The organism is Streptomyces sp. NPDC044002, from assembly GCF_056434525.1.
In genome coordinates this window covers 41,285-60,092 of the sequence record NZ_JBWKEZ010000023.1, presented here as the reverse complement: position 1 = coordinate 60,092, position 18,808 = coordinate 41,285, and the positions used below count along the sequence as shown (strand labels likewise).

The window sequence follows — 18,808 nt, the reverse complement described above, 5'->3', positions numbered from 1 at the left end:
TCCACGCGTGAGCAATACGAGCAAAACCCCAGCTCAGGGCAGGGGTGTCAGAGTGACGGGGAAGCCGTTGAGGACCGCTGTGCCCGACAGCGGGTCGAGGCGGGTGCCGTCGAGCAGCTGGTTGACGTTGACCCCCGGGTCGGCTCCGGCCACCGCGAGCCGGGTGCCGTCCCGGTCGTGGCCCCAGCCGTGCGGGAGGCTGACCACGCCCGTGCGGACGGCGTCGGTGACCTCCACCGGCGCCTCCAGGCTGCCGCCGTCGGCGGTGATCCGGGCGCGGCCGCCGTCGGCCAGGCCGAGCCGGTCCGCGTCGGCGGGATGGACCTGGAGGGTGCACCGGTTGGAACCTCCGGTGAGGGCCGGGACGTTGTGCAGCCAGCTGTTGTTGGAGCGCAGGTGGCGGCGGCCCACGAGCACCAGGGCGGCGGGGCGGGCGGCGAGCGCCTCGCGCAGCCCGGGGAGCTCGGCCGCGATCGGCTCCGGGAGCAGCTCGATCCTGCCGCTGCGGGTCCGGAGCAGGCCCGGCAGGCGGGGCCGCAGCGGGCCCAGGTCGATGCCGTGCGGGTGGGCGAGGAGCCGCTCCAGGCTGAGCCCGGCCGGGCGGTCGGCGGCGCCGAACATGTCTCCGTACGGGCCCAGCCGGAGCATCAGGTCGAGCCGGCGTTCCGGTCCGGACTCGCCGGTGAGGAGCCCGGCCAGGGTTGCCGGGTCCGCTCCGTGCAGCGGGGAGCGTCGGTCGGCGGTCTCCTTGGCGAGGGCGGCCCCGATCGCCATGTCGTCGACGGCGGACGGCTGGGCGGAGCCGTGCATGCCGGAGACGGCCAGGACGAGTCGCGCGTGGATCTCGCACTCGTCGAGCCGGTCCGCTTCGAGGGGGACGGCGGGCCGGGTGTAGCGGACCTGGTTGCGGACGGCGAACCCGTTGAAGGCGAAGTCGTGGTGGGCGCTCTGCGAGGGCGGCGGCGGGGGCAGGACGACGTGGGCGTGGCGCGAGGTCTCGTTGAGGTACGGGTCGACGCTGACCATGAAGTCGAGCCCGGCGAGGGCCGCGTCGAGTCGCCGGCCGTCGGGGGCGGACAGCACGGGGTTGGCCGCGATGGCGATCAGGGCGCGGATGCGTCCCTCTCCCGGGGTCTCGATCTCCTCGGCCAGGGCGGCGGTGGGCAGTTCGCTCTTGACCTCGGGGTGCCCGCTGACCCGGCTGTGCCAGCGGCCGAGGGCGAACCCCCTGCCGGGCCCGGCGGGCCGGGGGCGCGGACCGGCCGCCGGGAGCGGGAAGAGGGCTCCGCCGGGGCGGTCGAGGTTGCCCGTGAGGATGTTCAGTACGTCCACCAGCCAGCTGGCGAGCGTCCCGTGCTCGACGGTGCAGCTGCCGATCCGCCCGTAGACGGCGGCGGTCGGCGCGGTCGCCAGCTCCCGGGCGAGGGCGCGGATCCGGTCGGCCGGCAGGTCGCAGGCGGGGGCGACCGCCTCAGGAGTGAAACTCCCGAGGGCGTCTGCGAGTTCCCGGAGTCCTTCGGTGTGTTCCGTGAGCGCTCCGGGGTCGGCGAGCTTCTCGGCGAGCAGGGTGTGGGCGAGCGCGGCGAGCAGCAGGGCGTCGCTGCCGGGGCGCGGCGCGAGGTGCGTGTCGGCGAGCCTGGCGGTGCGCGTGCGGCGCGGGTCGACGACGACGAGCGTGCCGCCCCGGGCCCTGAGCGCCTTGAGCTTGCCGGGGAAGTCGGGGGCGGTGCACAGGGAGCCGTTGGATTCGACCGGGTTGGCGCCGACGATCAGGAGGAAGTCGGTCCGGTCGAGGTCGGGCACGGGGATGGCGAAGGGGTCGCCGAACAGGAGCCCGCTGGAGACGTGTTTGGGCATCTGGTCGAGGGTGCTGGCGGTGAAGAGGTTGCGGGTGCCGAGGGTGTTGACGAGGAGCGGCGGGTAGAGGGCGCCGGCCATGGTGTGGACGTTGGGGTTGCCGAGCACGACGCCGACGGACTGGGGGCCGTGGTCCCGGACGAGGGCGGGGACGGCGGCGGCGACGGCGTCGTAGGCCTCTTCCCAGGTGGCCTCGCGGAGTCGTCCGGCGCGGCGGACGAGGGGGGTGCGCAGCCGGTCGGGGTCGGCGTCGAGGGCGCCGAAGGCGGCCCCCTTGGGGCAGATGAAGCCGCGGCTGAAGACGTCGTCACGATCGCCCCGGGCGCCGGTGACGGTCGTGCCCTCGATGGTGAGGGTGAGGCCGCAGGTGGCCTCGCAGAGGGGGCAGATGCGCGGGGCGGTGCGGGGCATGGGCCCTCCTGGGGGCGGCAGGCTGCGGCGCGGGCACGGCGGGGCCCGAGCATACCGACCGGTAGGCACGGTGGGGAGGGGGTTGCGGCACCCGGTTGCGGCACCTCGTTGCGCCGAGCGGGATCCGGCAGGGCCGGGGGGCGGCGGGGGCGGCGGCGGATCCGGTCAGGGGTCCGGCCCCGGGGTCAGTCCAGGACGCGGGACAGGTAGGCGTGCATCATCGCCCGGGTTTCGGCGACGATGCCGGGGTCGCCGGCCGGGTCGGCCCGGAACGCCAGCTGGACCAGCGCGTCGGTCGCCTCGACGGCCACCAGGACCGCCCGGGACAGCACGGGGTCCGGGGTGAGCCCGAGGTGGGTGCACAGCAGCCCGGTCAGGCGTGCGGCGACCAGGTGGTTGGGGTCGGAGGCGGGGCCTTCGGAGGGCGGGGCGGGCACGCCGAAGTCCACCAGGGCGAAGCCGGGGACGCTGCGCTTCATGGCCAGGTACTCGTCCAGCACGGCGTCCACGACGGGCCGCCAGTGCGCGGCCGGGAGCAGGGCGAGCCGCCGCTCGATGCCCTCGGCGTACTGCTCCAGGTTGCGCTGGGCCAGGGCGACGGCCATGGCCCGCTTGTTCCCGAAGAAGCGGTAGACCGAGCCGATGGGCACGCCGGCCCGCAGGGCGACGGCGCGGGTGCTGAGGTTCTCGTAGCCGGTCTCGTCGAGGAGTTCGGCGCAGGCGTCGAGGATCCGGGCGAGGCGGTCGGCGCTGCGCTGCTGGACCGGGGTCCTGCGCAGGGGGTGGGCGGGAGGCACGGGGTCCATCATGCCGCTCCTGGCTCGTGGGTCCAGTGGTGCGGGCGCCCGCTCCTCAGTTCAGGAGGAGGGTCAGCCCGCCGATCGTGTACGTGATCATCAGCGCGAGCAGCGGCAGTTGGCCCGCCACCGCCTTCGCCGGGGGGAAGAGGCGTACGGAACGGTCGTGCGCGGCGATCACACCGAGTACGTGGCCGGCCACGACGGAGATCACCTGGAGGGCCGCGAGACCGCCCGGACCCAAGGGGGGACTGGGATCGGGGGCGTTGTCAGTGCCGAGTGCCATGCTTACCGTACGTGGTCCTTCGGTGACGAGGAGGGAGAAGTAATGGGCGGTGAGATAGCCGAGGGCGATCGGCACGAGTGAGTGCGCGAAGGCGGTCAGCGGTCGGGGGTGCGGGCCGCTGACGAGGCGGGTGGCCGCCGCGCACAGGCAGTACAGGGTGGCGACGAGGGCGACGGAGGCGAGCAGTCCGAGCGTGGCCGTGGGGGTACGGCCGAGGGGGGAGGTCTGGAGGGTGTTGATCCAGGCGGGGTTGTCGGAGTAGCCGTCGTAGGCGGTGGAGCCGAGCAGGACGCAGACGGTGGCGACGAGTCCGGGCCGCTCGGGCGTCGCGTCGAGTCCGTGGAAGGGGTTGCGCAGGACCAGGCGGCCGTCGCTGCGGCGGCCGAGGGGGGAGAGCCCGGCCAGGAGGCCGGAGTAGACCTCGAAGGCGTCGGCTTCGGCGAACCAGCTCTCGCCGAAGCGGGCAGCGAGCAGCAGGTGGGCGGCGGTGTAGGCGGTGAGGGCACACAGGAGGGTGGTGGTCGATGCGGGATCGGGAGCGACGAGTTCGAGCCAGGTGAAGCCGAACAGGCCGGCGGCGGCGGGCCATTGACCGGTCCGGGGCGGCAGGGGGCGGCCGGCCCCGGGCGGGCGGCGGCGGGCCCGGGCGAGGAGGCGGTGCAGGGTGCGCAGCGGGCTGAGGAGGCGCCAGACGGGGCCGAGGAGAAGGGAGGCGGGCACGATCCCGACCCACAGCAGGACGTAGACGGCGCCGGGAGCGGGGTTGCGGTCGGGGTCGTCGGGACCGATGAGGAGGTGGAGGAGCACGGCGAGGGCTGCGGCCAGGCCCAGTCCGCGCAGGGCGGTGCGGGTGGCCGGCGCGTCGGCCACCCGCTGGAGTCCGGCGGGCAGGGCGAGGCCGGAGCGGTCGCCGCGGAAGCGGGAGACGGACCAGAGGAGGCCGAGTGCGAGGAAGGAGACGAAGAGAGCGGTGAAGGCGCCGGCGAAGGCGTAGAAGGGGGAGACCGGCAGGTCGTGCTGGGAGCCGATCCCGTGCGCGAGCAGGGTCGAGGGGCCGGGCGGGGCGAGGACCACGGGTTCCGTCGGGCTCATCGGACGAGGAGCTGGGTCAGGACGAGACGGGACTCGTGGGTCTCGACCTCGAAGAGGCCCGTGCGGTCGGCCGTCAGGACCAGGGTGGCCTCCTGGCCTGCGGGCAGGGCGAGTTCCTTGTCGTAGCCGTGGACGTGCAGGGTGTCGGCGCGGTCGCTGGTGACGCGCAGGGCCAGGCGCTCGCCGCGCTTCAGCTCGGTGCGGCCGGTGGCCGGCACCACCTTTCCGCCCCGGACGGCGAGGGTGACGGTCCGGTCGGCAGGCGGGGCCGGCGGGGCCGCCTGTGGCGCCGGCGTCGCCGAGGAACCGGTCGGGGCGGGTGCGGGGTGGCTGTGGGTTCCCTGGCCCGGGGGGCCCGCGGTCAGCTCGACGGCCGCCTCGACCGGCTTGCCGGCGACGGCCCAGGCGGTGTGGTCGTCGGCGTACAGGCGGACGGTCAGGGTGTGCGTGCCCTCGGGCACCTGCGTCGCGGGCAGGTGGAACCAGGGGCCGTACACCCGGGCCAGCTTGCGGCCGTCGAGCTCCAGGTGGGCGTGGCCGGCGCCGGTCAGCGCCGCGCCGCCGGCGCTGTCGGGGGTGAAGCGGAAGCCGGTCACGGCCAGTTGGAGGTTCCAGCCGTCCTCGGAGTCGGGGCGGGCGGTGAGCCCCACCTGGGGTGCGCCCTGGGCCGGGACCTCGCGCAGGCGGTGGCCGGCCGCGTCCTGGGTGTCGAGGAGGGTGCCGGCGCCGCCAGTGGCCTGTTCGTGGGTGGTGCCGGGTTTGTGGTGGGTGGTGGCCCGGCCGCCGCAGCCCGTCGCCGCACCGCCCGCGAGCAGCAGGAGCAGGGCCACCAGCGCCGCCGTGCGGGCGGAGCGCCGGTGCGGGCGGGTCCGGGGTGCAGGGGTCCGGCACACGTCGCACCGGATGCGGGTCTCTGCGGGCACGTTCACTGCGGGCCTCCGGTCATGGGGCGGGCCGCCGCGGCCGGGCGGTGCTGGGGGGCGGGGCTGGGGGGTGGCGGCCCCGCTGCGGGCGGGGCGGGGCCCGCCGGCGTCCTCGCCGCGGATGGGGACGGGGGTCAGGCGGTGCTGCCGCCAGGGTCGGGGGTGGGGGCCGGGGGCTCGGCGGTGGCGCTCAGGGCGGGGGCCGGGCCCGCCGGGACGGGGGTGCGGTCGCCGGCCGGGTCGTCGCCCGGGCCGGCCGGCCGGGCGGGGGCGGCCGGGCCCGGGCGGGCCGACGCGACGACCGCCCACAGCACCCACACCACCGCGACCAGGGCCCGTACCCAGGCGGGGCTGAGCGGGATCCACGGGATCATCAGGACCGCCTTGTCGAAGGCGTCCAGCAGGGTCAGGGCGCCCAGGAGCAGGGTGAGGCGCGCCAGCCAGCGGCGTTCGGGGCGCAGCGCCAGGCCGGCGCCGGTCCACCACAGGCCGAGCAGGAGCAGGGCGAGTGCCGGGACGGGGGTGCCGGTCAGGGGCGTCGTGGAGCCGGCCACGTCCAGGGCCAGCCCGGCCAGGCCGCACAGCGAGGCCGCCGTGCCCAGCCGGGAGCCGCGCAGGCGCCGCCACCACAGGGTGCCGCCGACCAGCAGCAGCACCGCCGCCACCGCGACCGCGATCTGCGTCTCCACCCGCTCCAGGCCCCGGGCGCCGTACCAGTCGCAGCCCGCCGGGAGCTTGCGGGCCTGGACGTTGTAGTCGGCGCAGACCATCAGCTGGGTCAGCTTCACCGGTTCGCCCAACAGCCGGGCCGAGGAGCCGCTGACCTGTCCGCGTTCCTTCCCGCACTGCGGGAGCGTGCCCGGGGTGGAGCCGTCGGGGCCGTCCTGCCAGCAGTTCCCGCGGCCCTGGCCGTCCCACCACACGTCGGTGCCGTTGGGCCTGGAGGCGCCGGACCTGTCCTTGCCGAGCACGTTGCCCGCGTACCGGTTGTGGTGGGAGGTGTCGGTCTGCTTCGACCACTTCTCCTCGCCCCGGATGAAGGCCGGGACGGCGCTGAGGAAGAAGCCCGCGCGCCGGTGTCCGTAGACCCAGTTGCCCTCGTAGAGGTTCCAGTTGCCGCCGGCGGTGATGATGCCGGTGCCGGGCGGCATGGAGATCTGCGGGCAGACGACCCCCTGCTCGTAGCCGCGTTCGGCGGGCGGTCTGGCGCAGGTGCCGTCGGCTACGTAGTGGTAGTAGTCGGCGTTGTTGTCGTGGATGAGGTTGCGTTCGAAGCGGGCGTGGTTCTGCGGGAGTCCGGGGTGTCCGGGGAAGGCGCTGTCCATCGAGGCGCCGCCCATGTTCTGGTCGAACTCGTTGTCGTGGACCCACACCGAGTCCCCGGCGGTGCCGGAGTAGCCGACCATGTTGTGGTGGCTGCGGCAGCCGGTGATCTCGATGGAGTAGCGGGGCACGTCGTAGCCGCGGCCGTCGTTGATGTCGGAGGCGCTGCCGGGGTAGATCCCGGAGTCGCCGTTGCCGTAGGACTCGCAGTTCTTGTAGAGGCCGTGGTCGCTGGCGAAGGTCAGGAAGCCGTACTCGTCGTTCCAGCGGGTCAGGACGTCGTCGATGACGAAGCCGTCGCCGGCGAGCACGTACAGCGAGTTGAAGGTGGTGCGCTGCGCGGTGAAGTTCCGGAAGTAGATCCCGTTGGACCGGTCGGCGCGGATGGCGTTCAGCTTCTGGTAGCCGGCGTCGATGACGACGTCGAGGCGGTTGGCTCCGGTGCCCTCGATCTGGAGGTTGGTCTTGCCGAGGATGGCCACCAGGTTCTGGTTGTGGCGGCACTTCTCCTGCTGCTCGTAGGACAGGATCTGGTAGCCCAGTGAGGAGTCGGGGGCCTTGAGGTTCGCGCACTCCCCCGCCGGTGCGGGGCGGGAGGGCTCCTCCTCGTAGAGGCCGGGCAGGATCGCGATGTTCATCCCCGGCCGGTCGACGGCGTCCACGGCCTGCTGGAGGTGGCGGTAGCCGCTCTTCTCGCAGCGCTCGTAGAGGTCGAGGTTGCGCTGGCGGAGCTGCGGCGGGAAGCCGGCCACGCGGCGTTCGAAGGCGGGCCGGTCGGTCTTGCAGACCAGCAGGTCGGGCTCGGCGGCCGCCCGGTGGACGGGGACGGATCCGGTGCCGTCGGGGAGGGCGACGGGGCGCTCCTCGTGCGCGCGGGCGGCGGGCGCGGCGGCGAGGAGGGACAGGAGGGCGAGGAGGGCGGCGAGGAGCGCCGCCGGCACGGCAGGGAACCTGCGGGTCCACGACATGCGCGAGAGAGTAGAGCAATGTTCACCTTTTTGGATCCCCCCGTGCGGATTCCCTCCGAGCGGTGACCGGATCGTTGTGCCGGGCGGCTCCCGCCGGGTGGCGGGGTGGGGCGCGGTGCCGACGGGCGACAGGGCGGGGCGGGGCGGGAGCACGGCGGACCCGGCCGCACCCCGGCCAGCTGTACCCCGCCCCGGCGGGGGTTTGGGGCGGTGGTCGCAAGAGGGCGTTGACGGGGAGGGGCTCGGAATCCTACTGTCGACCATAGGATTCCTTCGAGGGAGCGGGAGCAGCCCATGAGTGAGCAGGCCAGGAAGACGGCGGAGGCGCTGGAGTACCTCACCGGCTTCGGGAACGAGCACAGCTCGGAGGCCGTGCCCGGCGCGCTCCCGCTCGGCCGCAACTCCCCCCAGCGCGCCGCCCTCGGCCTCTACGCCGAGCAGCTCAGCGGCAGCGCCTTCACCGAGCCGCGCCGCCACAACCGCCGGTCGTGGCTCTACCGGATCCGCCCCTCCGCGGCGCACCCGGCCTTCACCCGCGTGGACAACGGCGCCCTGCGCACCGCGCCCTTCACCGACGCCGTCCCGGACCCCAACCGGCTGCGCTGGAACCCGCTGCCCGACCCGGCGCCCGGCACCGACTTCCTGGCCGGCCTGTGGACCCTCGGCGGCAACGGCGACGCCACCCAGCGCACCGGCATGGCCGTCCACCTCTACTCCGCCAACGCCGACATGACCGACCGGGTCTTCAGCGACTCCGACGGCGAGCTGCTGATCGTCCCCGAGCGCGGCGGCCTGCTGCTGCGCACCGAGCTCGGCCTGCTGAGCGCCGGCCCCGGCGAGGTGGCGCTGATCCCGCGCGGCGTCCGGTTCCGCGTCGAGCTGCTGGACGGCGACGCCCGCGGCTACGTCTGCGAGAACTACGGGCAGCCCTTCGAGCTGCCGGACCTCGGCCCGATCGGCGCCAACGGCCTTGCGGCGGCGCGGGACTTCCGGGCGCCGGTGGCCGCGTACGAGGACGTGGAGCGTCCGACCGAGGTGGTCAACAAGTTCTGCGGCAACCTCTGGTCCGCGACCTACGGCCACTCGCCGCTCGACGTCGTCGCCTGGCACGGCACGCACGTCCCGTACGTCTACGACCTGCGCAAGTTCAACGTGATCGGGTCCATCAGCTACGACCACCCCGACCCGTCGATCTTCACCGTGCTGACCTCGCCCTCCGACACCCCGGGGCTGGCGGGCGTGGACTTCGTGGTGTTCGCCCCGCGCTGGCTGGTCGGCGAGGACACCTTCCGCCCGCCGTACTTCCACCGCAACGTGATGAGCGAGTACATGGGCCTGATCGAGGGCGCCTACGACGCCAAGGCCGAGGGGTTCGTCCCGGGCGGCGGCTCGCTGCACAACATGATGTCCGCGCACGGCCCGGACCGGGAGACCTTCGACAAGGCCAGCGCCGCCGAGCTGAAGCCGCAGAAGATCGACGACGGCCTCGCGTTCATGTTCGAGACCCGCTGGCCGATCACCGCCACCCCGCAGGCGGCGGGGGCGGAGCACCTCCAGCGCGGTTACGACGACGTATGGGAGGGTCTCCAGCGCCACTTCCGCGCCTAACATGCCGGTGTCCCCCTGCGCACCGCCCCGCCCCGTCGTCCGATGACGGCCGGCCCGTACGGAGAACGACCCGTGACCGCCTTCGCCCCCGACTCCCTGGTACTCAACCGGAAGCTTCCGCTCTGGTACCAGGTGTCCCAGTCCCTGCGCGCCTCGATACTGGGGCGCACCCCGGACGCCTCGCTGCGGCTGCCCACCGAGGAGCAGCTCGCCGAGCACTACGGGGTGAGCGTGCTGACCATGCGCCAGGCGCTCAAGGAGCTGGAGGGCGAGGGCCTGATCAGCCGGCACCGGCGGCGCGGGACCTTCATCGAGCCGGGCGCGATGCGCAGCGCCCCGGTGCGGCTGCTCGGCTCGGTGGACGCGATCGTGGCCCAGCAGTCGGGTGACCTGACGACGGTGCTGGGCCGCGAGCGCACGCCCGTGGCCGGGGAGTTGCTGGAGCACTTCCCGGACACGGCGGAGGTGGTCACCTACCGCAGGCTCCGGCGCGACGGCGAGAGCGGGGAGCCCACCAACTGGGCGGAGAACGCGGTCCGTCCGGAGCTCGCCGACGCCGTGGACCTGGCCGACCTGGAGCGCTGGCCGATGACCAAGGTGCTGCGCGACGTGGTCGGCGTACGGATCAGCCGGATCACGGACACCGTGGAGGCCCGGCTCGCCGACCCGGTCACGGCCGAGCTGCTGGAGGTCCCGCTGCTCAGCCCGATCCTGCACTACACCGGCGTGACCTACGACGAGGACGGCCGGGTCGTGGACGTGGCCCGGATCCGCTACCGGGGCGACCGGTTCTCCTTCACGGTGACCGTCGAAGCACCCTGAGCCCGCCACGCGGGGCCCGGACCCGGGCCTCCCCGCGCACCTACTTCTGCTCTTCGTTCTCCTCCGTCAGGCGCTCGCCCTCGGCCTGCGAGGGTGTGGTGCGCATCGTCTGGGGGTGGTGGCGCTGCTCCCTCTCCCGCTCGTCCATGTCCTCGTCGAGCCGCTCGCCCTCGGCCTGCGACGGGGTCGAATACTCGTCGTACATGCTCATCGCCGGCTCCTCGGTCGGTACGGGTGCGTCCGCCGGTCGGTACGGAACCGTACGTACACGGCGTATACCCATATAAGGAGCGTAACGCTTCAGCCGGGACGCGGCCCCGCCCCGGCGGGCCGTCGCTACCATCTGCCGGGTGAGCGCTGACGTACCGCTGCTGGACGATCTGATGCCCTGGGCCGTGGACGGCCTGCGCCTGGGCCGGGACTGGGTGGCCGCGCCCGATCCCGCCACCCTGCGCGCCCGCTGGACGGCCCTGACCGGCGCCGAAGGGGCGGAGCGGGAGCGGCTGTTCCGCCCGAGCCGGACCCGTACGCCCTCCGCCGGGGCGGCCGCGCTGCCCGGCCAGCGCTCGGCCACCGCCCGCTTCGCCGACGCGCCCGGAGCGTTCCCGGACCCCGTACGGGTGCTCCGCGCGCCCTTCGACGAGCAGTGGCTGCTGCCCGACCAGCGGCTCATCGACTCCGCCCGCCCGGAGCTGTGGCGGGTGCGCGACCCGCAGCAGGTGTTCCTGCTGGAGGCCCCCGGACTGCTGGCCACCGCCCACCTCCCGGCGGGCCGGCTCGGCCGGATCCGCCCGCTGCACCGGCGCCCCGGCGGGGCCGAGCCGAACCTCGCGCCCGGCCTCCTGCCCCTGCTGGGCGGGCGCCACGGCGGCTGGGTCACCCCGGAGGACGTGCTGTGCTGGATCCTCGCCGCCGGCCGGCCGGGACCCCGGGGCTACGAGGTCCCGCTGGCGGCCGACCCGGAGCGCTGGCGGGCCGGCCTGGAGCTGGGCCACCGGCTGCTGACGGTCCAGCTGCGCGGGGCGCGCGGCGGGGAGCCGCCCCGCCTGCCGGGCGGGCGGCGGCCGTACGTCCGGGCGGCGGTCACGGCCTGGCCGGCGGGGCTCGGCCACGACGCGGAGTCCGAGACGCTGACCCTCGGGGACGGGGCCGTCTCCCCCGTCCCGGTGGAGGCCTGGGAGTACGAGGTGCAGGGGGTCCGGGTGCTGGAGGCGTGGTTCGCCGCCCGCTGCGCGCACCGGGATCCGGGGGCCGGGGGCCTGGAGGGGCTGGGGCCGGCCGAGTGGCCGCAGTCCTGGACCTCGGAGCTGCTGGCCCTGGTGACGACGCTGGCGCTGCTGGCCGCGCTGGCGCCGGAGCGGGCGGCGTTCACCCCCGGGCCGCTGCTGCCGGCCGCGGAGCTGGAGGCAGCCGGGGTGCTGCCGCCACCGCGCTGGGCCCGGCGTCCGGCGTCGGTGCTGGACCACCAGGAGGAGGGGCCGGGCGGGCAGTTCGCGCTGCTCTGACACCGCCTACGGGGTACTCCTCAGGACCACCCCGCCAGCAGCCGAGACACGGCGCGGTCGAAGACGTCCGTCATGTCCGTCCCGGCGGCGGTGACCGGGGTGCCCGCGGTGAGGGCCGCCGTGAGCCTCGGGTACTCCCCCGTCGCCAGCCGGGAGCCGAGCCAGGCCGTCCGTACGCCTTCCTCGGCGGCCTCGCTCCAGGGCAGCGAGCGGGCCCGTTCGGCCAGGGCCAGTTCCCCCGCCACGAAGGTGGCCACCGTGCCGTTGACGGAGGCGATGAGCTCCAGCTTCTCGGCCCCGGACGCCTCCAGCGGCTCCAGGCAGGCCAGGCTGTGCTCCAGGTACCGCAGGGCGTTGGGGCTGAAGCCGTAGACCGGGCTCAGCAGCCGGGGCAGCCAGGGGTGGCGGCGCATCAGGGCCCGGGTCTGCCGGGCCAGGGCGAGCAGGTCGTCCCGCCAGCGGCCGCTGGGCGGGCTGAGGTCGTACTCCCCGCTGACCGCGTCGACCATCAGCTCGTACAGGTCCTCCTTGCGGGGGACGTAGTTGTACAGGGACATCGTCCCGGCGCCGATCCCGGCCGCCACCCGCCGCATGGATACGGCCTCGATCCCCTCCGCGTCGGCGATCCGCACGGCCTCCGCGGCGATCGAGTCGCGGCTGTGCGCGGGCCGGGGCCCGCGGCCGGCCCGCTGCGGGCGGGCCCAGATCACTTCGGGTTCGGCGGGGCGCCCACCGGCTGTCATCGGTCACATCACCTCGTCGTCGTCTCCGCCCCATCTTAGTTACGTACACCGTACGCAGTGCGGTAGGGTGCGGCACATGACGACTACGTACGCTGTACTTAGTGAAGGTCTGGAGAAGCACTACGGCAAGGTGCACGCCCTGCGCGGGCTCGACCTGGCCGTGCCGGAGGGCACCGTCTGCGGACTGCTGGGCCCCAACGGCGCGGGCAAGACCACCGCCGTGCGGATCCTCACCACCCTCACCGCACCCACCGCCGGACGCGCCCTGGTCGCCGGCCACGAGGTCACCGCCGACCCGGCCGCCGTACGCCGCGCCATCGGCGCCACCGGCCAGTACGCCTCCGTCGACGGGGACCTGACCGGCCGGGAGAACCTCCGGCTGTTCGCCCGCCTCGCCGGACTGCGGGGGCGGGCCGGGCGCGAGCGCGCGGACGGACTGCTGGAGCGCTTCGGGCTCGGCGAGGCCGCGGACCGGGTGGCCGGCACCTGGTCGGGCGGCATGAGGCGGCGCCTCGACCTGGCCGCCGGCCTGGTCACCCGCCCCCGGGTGCTCTTCCTCGACGAGCCCACCACCGGGCTGGACCCGGCGGCCCGCGAACAGATCTGGACGGCGGTGCGCGACCTCGCCGACGAGGGCACCACGGTGCTGCTGACCACCCAGTACCTGGAGGAGGCCGACCGGCTCGCCGACGACATCACCGTCGTGGACCGGGGCCGGGCCGTCGCCACCGGCACCCCGGCCGGCCTCAAGGCCCGGATCGGCGCCCGGGCCGAGGTCACCGTCGCCGGGACGGCCGCCCTCGCGGGGGCGGCCGCGGTCCTCGACCGGCTCACGGGCGGGCGGCCCGCCCTGGACGAGGAGCGGCTCACCGTCGGCGTGACCGTCCTCGACGGCGGGCTCACCCTGCCCCGGATCATCCGCGAGCTCGACACCGCCGGGATCCCGGTGACCGACGCGAGCCTGCGCCCGCCGACCCTGGACGAGGTGTTCCTGCGCCTGACCCGGATCCCCTCCGCCACCCCCGACGAGAAGGAGAACGCGGCATGACCACCCTGCTGTCGGACGGCGGCGCCGTCCTCACCCGCCAGCTCCAGAAGGCCCGGCACGCGCCGGCCCTGCTGGTGCTGACCCAGACCATGCCGATCGTGATGCTGCTCTTCTTCGGCTACGTGTTCGGCAGCGCGCTCGCCATGCCGGGCGCCGAGTACCGCGAGTTCCTGGTGCCCGGGCTGCTCGCCGCGACCGCCGCGAACGGCCTGATGACCGGCATGTTCACGGCCGCGCAGGACGCCCACCGGGGCGTCATGGACCGCTTCCGGACGCTGCCGATGAGCCGGGCCGCGGTCCCGTTGGGGCAGACGGCCGCCGACCTGCTGACCACGGCGGTGTCGATGGTGCCGCTGATGCTGGTGGGGCTGGCGATGGGCTGGCGGGTGGAGAACGGCCTGCCCGGGGCCCTGGGGGCGCTCGGCGTGCTGCTGCTGTTCCGGTTCGCCGCCGCATGGGTGGGCACGTACCTGGGGCTGGTGAGCCGCAGCGAGGAGGCCGCGGGCCAGCTCGGCAGCGCCACCTTCATGCTGCCGATGCTGTCCAGCGCGTACCTGCCGACGGCCGGACTGCCCGGCTGGCTGCGGACGGTCGCGGAGTGGAACCCGATCAGCGCCGTCGCCACCGCCGTCCGGGAGCTGTGCGGCAACGCGGGCGGCGCGGCCACGGCACCGGGCGCGGCCTGGCCCGCGTCGCATCCGGTGGCGGGCGCGGTGCTGTGGTCGCTGCTGCTCCTGCTCCTTGCCGTACCGCCGGCCACGCGCCGGTTCGCGCGCGGCCGGGGCTGAGAGCCCCTCAGGAAGGGGCCCTCCGGCAGCCGTCAGGGCAGCGGCGTGACGGGCACCTGCACGGCCACCGGGACCGCCTCCGTGTGGAGGTTGCCGTCGAGCGCGTCCGTCAGGGACGTCTGCGTGTTGGCGGTGAACCGGCAGCCGACGACGGCGATCCCGCACACCCGGTAGCGGACGACCACGGAGGCGGTGGCGCCGGAGCGGATCGAGCCGACCGTCTGCGGCACCGGGCCGAGCCGGGTGATCCCGGACCCCGCGGGCAGGGCGTCGAGGAGCTTGACGTTGAAGGCGTCGCCGGAGCCGGTGTTCCGGATCCGGTACTCCACGCTCAGCGTGCGGGAGAGGTAGTTGCCGAGGCCGCCCCAGTAGGCGCGGTGGGTCACGGCCAGCTGCGGCTGGAGGAGCGAGACGGAGTCGGTGAGGCTCAGGCTCCACGACTTGCCGGTGCCGGGGGTGAGATCGGCCGTCACGAGGAACGATCCTGTGCCGGTGGCGCCCCGGTAGGCGTTCGCCGGGGTGGAGTCCGGGACGACGGTCCAGGTGCCGGTCCCCGTCACCGTGGACCCGCTGTACGAGAGGGCCGGGGAGGAGCAGGTCCCGGCCTTCAGGGCCAGGGTCAGGGTCCCCCTGGGATTGACCAGCACCACCCGGGTGTCGTCCTGGGGGAGCGCGGCCTGGCCGGCGCCGACCCGGAACGGCAGGCTGACGCCCATCTGCGCGGCGAGCGAGGAGAATTGACCAGGGCCCAGCGAGGCGCTGCCGAGGAGCAGCCTGCCGTCGGCGAGCAGGCCCGAGGAACAGCCGGAGTCGCCCCCCACGGCACCGTCGGAACTGGAGGCGGTCACGTTCAGCGGGTCCGGTACGCGGCCCGCCGCGCCTGCCGGAGCCGCCGTCACCGCCACGGCCGCCAGCAGCGCCATGGCGGCGACCGCCGTCCGTCGGACTGCGGAGCGAGCGGGGGGTACGGCGGCGGTCGGGGCTCTCATGGGCGACCCTTCGGTACGGCGCGACGGCGGACGCCCGCACCTTACGCATACAATCCGGACATTCCACCGGACCTGGGATCCGGACACGGGTGACAGACCCGGCTTCCACCCGGTAGGCAGACCCCATGGCTACCGAACCCCTCCCCCTCGCCGGCCTCACCGTCGTCGCCGTCGAACAGGCCGTCTCGGCCCCCTTCGCCACCCGCCAGCTCGCCGACCTCGGCGCCAGGGTGATCAAGGTCGAGCGGCCCGACGGCGGCGACTTCGCGCGCGCCTACGACACCGCCGCCCAGGGCCTGGCCTCGCACTTCGTGTGGGCCAACCGCGGCAAGGAGTCCCTCGCCCTCGACCTGAAGGACCCGCGCGGGCTGGAGGTGCTCCACGGCCTGCTCGACGGCGCCGACGTCTTCGTGCAGAACCTCGCGCACGGGGCCGCCGCCCGGCTCGGCATCGACGCGGCCTCGCTGTGCGCCCGTTACCCGCGGCTGGTCGCCGTGGACGTCTCCGGCTACGGCCCCGAGGGCCCGTACGCCCACAAGCGCGCCTACGACATGCTCGTGCAGTGCGAGGCGGGGCTGGTCTCGGTGACCGGCACCCCCGAGCGGCCGGTGAAGGCGGGCATCCCGGCGGCGGACATCGCGGCCGCCATGTACGCCTTCTCCGGGGTGCTGGCCGCCCTGCTGCGCCGCGGCGTCACCGGGCGCGGCGGGCCGGTGGAGGTGTCGATGCTGGACGCGCTCGCCGAGTGGATGGGGCATCCGCTCCACCACACGATGCACGGCGGGGAGCAGCCCGTGCGGACCGGTCTCGCGCACGCGGTGATCGCGCCGTACGACGCCTACCCGACGGCCGACGGGGACCGGGTGCTGCTGTCGGTGCAGAACGACCGGGAGTGGCGGCGCCTCGCGGTCCAGGTGCTGGACCGGCCGGACCTGGCGGAGGATCCGGCGTACGCGACGAACGCGGCCCGCACGCGGGGGCGGGAGAAGACGGACGCGGTGGTGGCGGAGGCCCTCGGCCGGCTCGGCGCGGACGAGGCCGTGGCACGGCTGGAGGCGGCCGGGATCGCCTGCGCGCGGCTCAACTCGGTGGCACAGCTGGCCGGGCACCCGCAGCTGGCGGCGCGGGACCGCTGGCGGGAGGTGGATTCGCCGGCGGGCCCGCTGCGGGCGCTGCTGCCGCCGATCGGGCTGCCGGGCGGCGCGGAACCGCGGATGGGTGCGGTGCCCGCGCTCGGCGAACACACCGACGCCCTGCTGCACGCCCTGGGGATGACGGACGCGCAGATCACGGCACTGCGCCGGGACGGTGTGGTCGCCTGAGGCCGGGGTGGCGCCGGGGGTTCCCGGAAGACGCCGGACGGGGGGACGGGGCCGGGTCGCAGCCGGACGGGGGACCGGCTGCGCGGACGGTCAGGTGCGGCGGCTGCCGAAGAGCGTGCGCCGCAGCCTGCGCAGCGGTGCGAAGAGCGCGACGCGCGCGCTCCGGCTCCGCTGGACGTGGGTGTGGTCGCGCGAGGTGAGCTCGCGCATCAGCAGGGTCGCCTCGGCGACCTCGTGGCGCGGGGCGGCGGGACCGCCCAGCACGGCGAGGTGGCGGTCGAGGCGCGAGCTGACCGCGCTGCTGCCGCAGGTGATGGCAGGCACGCGGGGCGGCCTGCTGCGCATCGTTATCTGTTCCATGTCTCTCCCCACCCGTACGAGGGCACCCGGCCCGGGCAGGGTAACCCTATCGCCCCCGCAACGCCCGCGGGTATCCCGGTGGTGTGAATTACCCCTGTAATTACGGGTAGTTGACGATTACTCAGCGGAGTCGACCGTCACTCTCCGTACCAACGGGCCCACTTGGGGGGCCCTGCACAGCAGTCGGTGACAGTGTCGTCACGACGGGGGCCGCACGCCGGGTCCTGCGCTAACTTGGAGTGATCACCCGGTGACGCAGGGGGTTTCGCGTGAACGGTAACGAAAGCGGGGACGCCGGGCGTGTCATCGCCGGCCGGTACCGGCTGCTCGGCCAGTTGGGGCGCGGCGGCATGGGTGTGGTGTGGCGGGCCCGTGACGAGGTGCTGGGCCGCGAGGTCGCCGTCAAGGAGGTGCGGGCCCCCGCCGGGCTGGACGCGGCCGAGGTCGAGCGGATGTACCGGCGGCTGGAGCGGGAGGCCTGGGCGGCCGCCCGCGTCTCGCACCGCGGGGTGGTCACGGTCTACGACGTCGCGAGCGAGGAGGGCCGCCCGTGGATCGTGATGGAGCTGGTGCGCGGCCTCTCCCTGGCGGAGGTGCTGGAGGGCGAGGGCCCGATGACCCCTCAGCGGGCCGCGCACGTCGGCGAACAGGTACTGGCCGCGCTGCGCTCCGCGCACGCCGCCGGGGTGCTGCACCGGGACGTGAAGCCGGCCAACGTGCTGGTCGCCAATGACGGCCGGGTGGTGCTGAGCGACTTCGGGATCGCCCGGCTGGAGGGCTCCGCCGCGCTCACCATGACCGGCGAGGTGGTCGGATCCCCCGAGTTCCTGGCCCCGGAGCGGGCGCTGGGGAACGAGCCCGGCCCGGAGTCGGACCTGTGGTCGCTCGGGGTGATGCTCTACGCGGCCGTGGAGGGGGTCTCGCCCTTCCGCAAGGACACCCCGCTGTCCACCCTGCAGGCGGTCGTCGACGCGGAGTTGCCCCCGCCGCGCCGGGCCGGGCCACTGGAGCCGGTGCTGGAGGGGCTGCTGCGCAAGGATCCGGCCGAGCGGCTGTCCGCCGCGGAGGCCGCCCGGATGCTGCGCATCATCGGCGCGGGCGGGGCGGTACGGGACCCCGGCGGGCCGGTGTCGCCGGTGTCGGGGCCGGGCGCGCCGACGGTTGCCGCACGGGCGGGCTCCGGGGCGGGGTACGGGCCGGGATCCGGGCCGGGATCCGGGGCCGGGTACGGGCAGACCCCTGCGGCGCCGGTGCCGGTGGCCGCGCCTCCGGAACCCGGGGGCGGCTCCCGCGGGCCGGCGGGGGCGGTGCTGGCCCTCGGGATCGCGGTGCTGCTGCTGGGGCTGGTCCTGCTGGGGTGGCTGCTGCTGCGGGACACCTGGGGCGGGGAGGGGTCGGGAGGCACCCCTTCACCCTCGGCGTCCCCCTCGGCGTCCGCGTCGCCCTCCGCGTCGGCGTCCGCGTCCGCGTCGGCCTCGGCGTCCGCCGGTGCCACCGCCGCGCAGGGCGTCACCCTGTACGCCCACGCCACGCGCCCCGAGTACCGCGGGAGCTGCCCGCCGGCCGGGGCGGCCGCGCCCGCCTTCACCGGGACCATCGAGGTGGCCCGGACCCCGGCGGTGGTGGAGTACCGCTGGGTCCGGCGCGGTGCGGGCGGAGGGCCGGCCTCCGACTGGCAGAGCATCGTGTACGAGGAGGGCGGGGCGCGCACCCGCCAGCTCGACCACACCGAGCCGGGCGATCCGGCCGGCGCGAGCTTCCGCGACGCGGTCCGGCTGGAGGTCCGGGCGCCGGCGCAGACGGCTTCGGCGTGGCTGGAGTACTCCCTGACGTGCGTGAAGGAGACCCCGACGGGCGGGGCCTCCTCCCCCGGCTCTCCCGGGCCCTCCGGTTCCCCGGCCGGGACCCCGGCGCCGACGCCGACGCCCGCGCCCACACCGAGCGCGGGCGTCAGCCCCTAGGGACG

General features: G+C 75.1%; 16 protein-coding genes. 7 read left to right on the top strand and 9 right to left on the bottom strand.

Translation table 11 applies throughout. From position 1 onward, the window contains the following. Positions 1-33 precede the first annotated feature (33 nt). The 5 genes from AC07A6_RS18965 to AC07A6_RS18945 all read right to left on the bottom strand — a co-directional run bounded on the left by AC07A6_RS18965 (position 34) and on the right by AC07A6_RS18945 (position 7,657). Positions 34-2,268: a molybdopterin oxidoreductase family protein gene (locus tag AC07A6_RS18965; protein ID WP_478777790.1), complete on the bottom strand. Its 2,235-nt coding sequence runs from the start codon at positions 2,266-2,268 to the stop codon at positions 34-36. A 185-nt stretch (positions 2,269-2,453) separates the two neighbouring features. Next, a complete protein-coding gene (locus AC07A6_RS18960; protein WP_478777789.1) occupies positions 2,454-3,074 on the bottom strand; it encodes a TetR/AcrR family transcriptional regulator in 621 nt (206 codons plus the stop codon). 46 nt (positions 3,075-3,120) lie between these two features. Beyond that, positions 3,121-4,443, bottom strand: coding sequence for a hypothetical protein (locus AC07A6_RS18955; protein ID WP_478777788.1), 1,323 nt, complete (start codon positions 4,441-4,443; stop codon positions 3,121-3,123). Further along, positions 4,440-5,336: a cupredoxin domain-containing protein gene (locus AC07A6_RS18950; RefSeq protein ID WP_478777813.1), complete on the bottom strand. Its 897-nt coding sequence runs from the start codon at positions 5,334-5,336 to the stop codon at positions 4,440-4,442. The genes AC07A6_RS18955 and AC07A6_RS18950 overlap by 4 nt, the downstream gene beginning before the upstream one ends. Before the next feature lie 164 nt (positions 5,337-5,500). After that, positions 5,501-7,657 (bottom strand): right-handed parallel beta-helix repeat-containing protein, encoded by a 2,157-nt coding sequence (locus AC07A6_RS18945; protein ID WP_478777787.1) that lies wholly within the window; start codon positions 7,655-7,657, stop codon positions 5,501-5,503. Positions 7,658-7,951: 294 nt separating this feature from the next. Between AC07A6_RS18945 and hmgA the strand changes: the two genes are divergently transcribed. Both hmgA and AC07A6_RS18935 read left to right on the top strand, forming a co-directional pair. Further along, complete coding sequence (gene hmgA / locus AC07A6_RS18940) at positions 7,952-9,265, top strand: homogentisate 1,2-dioxygenase (protein ID WP_362468626.1); 1,314 nt, start codon at positions 7,952-7,954, stop codon at positions 9,263-9,265. 72 nt (positions 9,266-9,337) lie between these two features. After that, positions 9,338-10,087 carry a GntR family transcriptional regulator gene (locus AC07A6_RS18935; RefSeq protein WP_042800699.1) on the top strand — a complete coding sequence of 250 codons (750 nt, stop codon included), beginning with the start codon at positions 9,338-9,340 and terminating at the stop codon, positions 10,085-10,087. 40 nt (positions 10,088-10,127) lie between these two features. Here the strand turns inward: AC07A6_RS18935 and AC07A6_RS18930 are convergent, their stop codons facing one another. After that, a complete protein-coding gene (locus tag AC07A6_RS18930) occupies positions 10,128-10,298 on the bottom strand; it encodes a hypothetical protein (RefSeq protein ID WP_362468629.1) in 171 nt (56 codons plus the stop codon). A 172-nt stretch (positions 10,299-10,470) separates the two neighbouring features. Here AC07A6_RS18930 and AC07A6_RS18925 point away from each other — a divergent pair, with 172 nt between their 5' ends. Beyond that, entirely contained in the window at positions 10,471-11,592 is a 1,122-nt protein-coding gene (locus tag AC07A6_RS18925) for a type ISP restriction/modification enzyme (RefSeq protein WP_478777812.1), read from the top strand. Between the two features lie 20 nt (positions 11,593-11,612). Here AC07A6_RS18925 and AC07A6_RS18920 read toward each other — a convergent pair whose 3' ends face one another. Next, positions 11,613-12,335, bottom strand: coding sequence for a TetR/AcrR family transcriptional regulator C-terminal domain-containing protein (locus AC07A6_RS18920; protein WP_478777786.1), 723 nt, complete (start codon positions 12,333-12,335; stop codon positions 11,613-11,615). Between the two features lie 76 nt (positions 12,336-12,411). Between AC07A6_RS18920 and AC07A6_RS18915 the strand changes: the two genes are divergently transcribed. Further along, entirely contained in the window at positions 12,412-13,383 is a 972-nt protein-coding gene (locus AC07A6_RS18915) for an ATP-binding cassette domain-containing protein (RefSeq protein ID WP_478777785.1), read from the top strand. After that, positions 13,380-14,171 carry an ABC transporter permease gene (locus tag AC07A6_RS18910; RefSeq protein WP_362468635.1) on the top strand — a complete coding sequence of 264 codons (792 nt, stop codon included), beginning with the start codon at positions 13,380-13,382 and terminating at the stop codon, positions 14,169-14,171. The genes AC07A6_RS18915 and AC07A6_RS18910 overlap by 4 nt, the downstream gene beginning before the upstream one ends. A 32-nt stretch (positions 14,172-14,203) precedes the next feature. On the opposite strand, the gene AC07A6_RS18905 is transcribed toward AC07A6_RS18910, so the two are convergent. Next, positions 14,204-15,160, bottom strand: coding sequence for a hypothetical protein (locus tag AC07A6_RS18905; protein WP_478777784.1), 957 nt, complete (start codon positions 15,158-15,160; stop codon positions 14,204-14,206). Positions 15,161-15,285: 125 nt separating this feature from the next. On the opposite strand from AC07A6_RS18905, the gene AC07A6_RS18900 reads away from it, so the two are divergent. Next, a complete protein-coding gene (locus AC07A6_RS18900; RefSeq protein WP_478777783.1) occupies positions 15,286-16,482 on the top strand; it encodes a CaiB/BaiF CoA transferase family protein in 1,197 nt (398 codons plus the stop codon). A gap of 90 nt (positions 16,483-16,572) precedes the next feature. Here AC07A6_RS18900 and AC07A6_RS18895 read toward each other — a convergent pair whose 3' ends face one another. Next, positions 16,573-16,842 carry a hypothetical protein gene (locus AC07A6_RS18895; RefSeq protein WP_007263256.1) on the bottom strand — a complete coding sequence of 90 codons (270 nt, stop codon included), beginning with the start codon at positions 16,840-16,842 and terminating at the stop codon, positions 16,573-16,575. A gap of 269 nt (positions 16,843-17,111) precedes the next feature. Here AC07A6_RS18895 and AC07A6_RS18890 point away from each other — a divergent pair, with 269 nt between their 5' ends. After that, a complete protein-coding gene (locus AC07A6_RS18890) occupies positions 17,112-18,803 on the top strand; it encodes a serine/threonine-protein kinase (RefSeq protein WP_478777782.1) in 1,692 nt (563 codons plus the stop codon). The last annotated feature ends 5 nt before the right edge of the window (positions 18,804-18,808 follow it).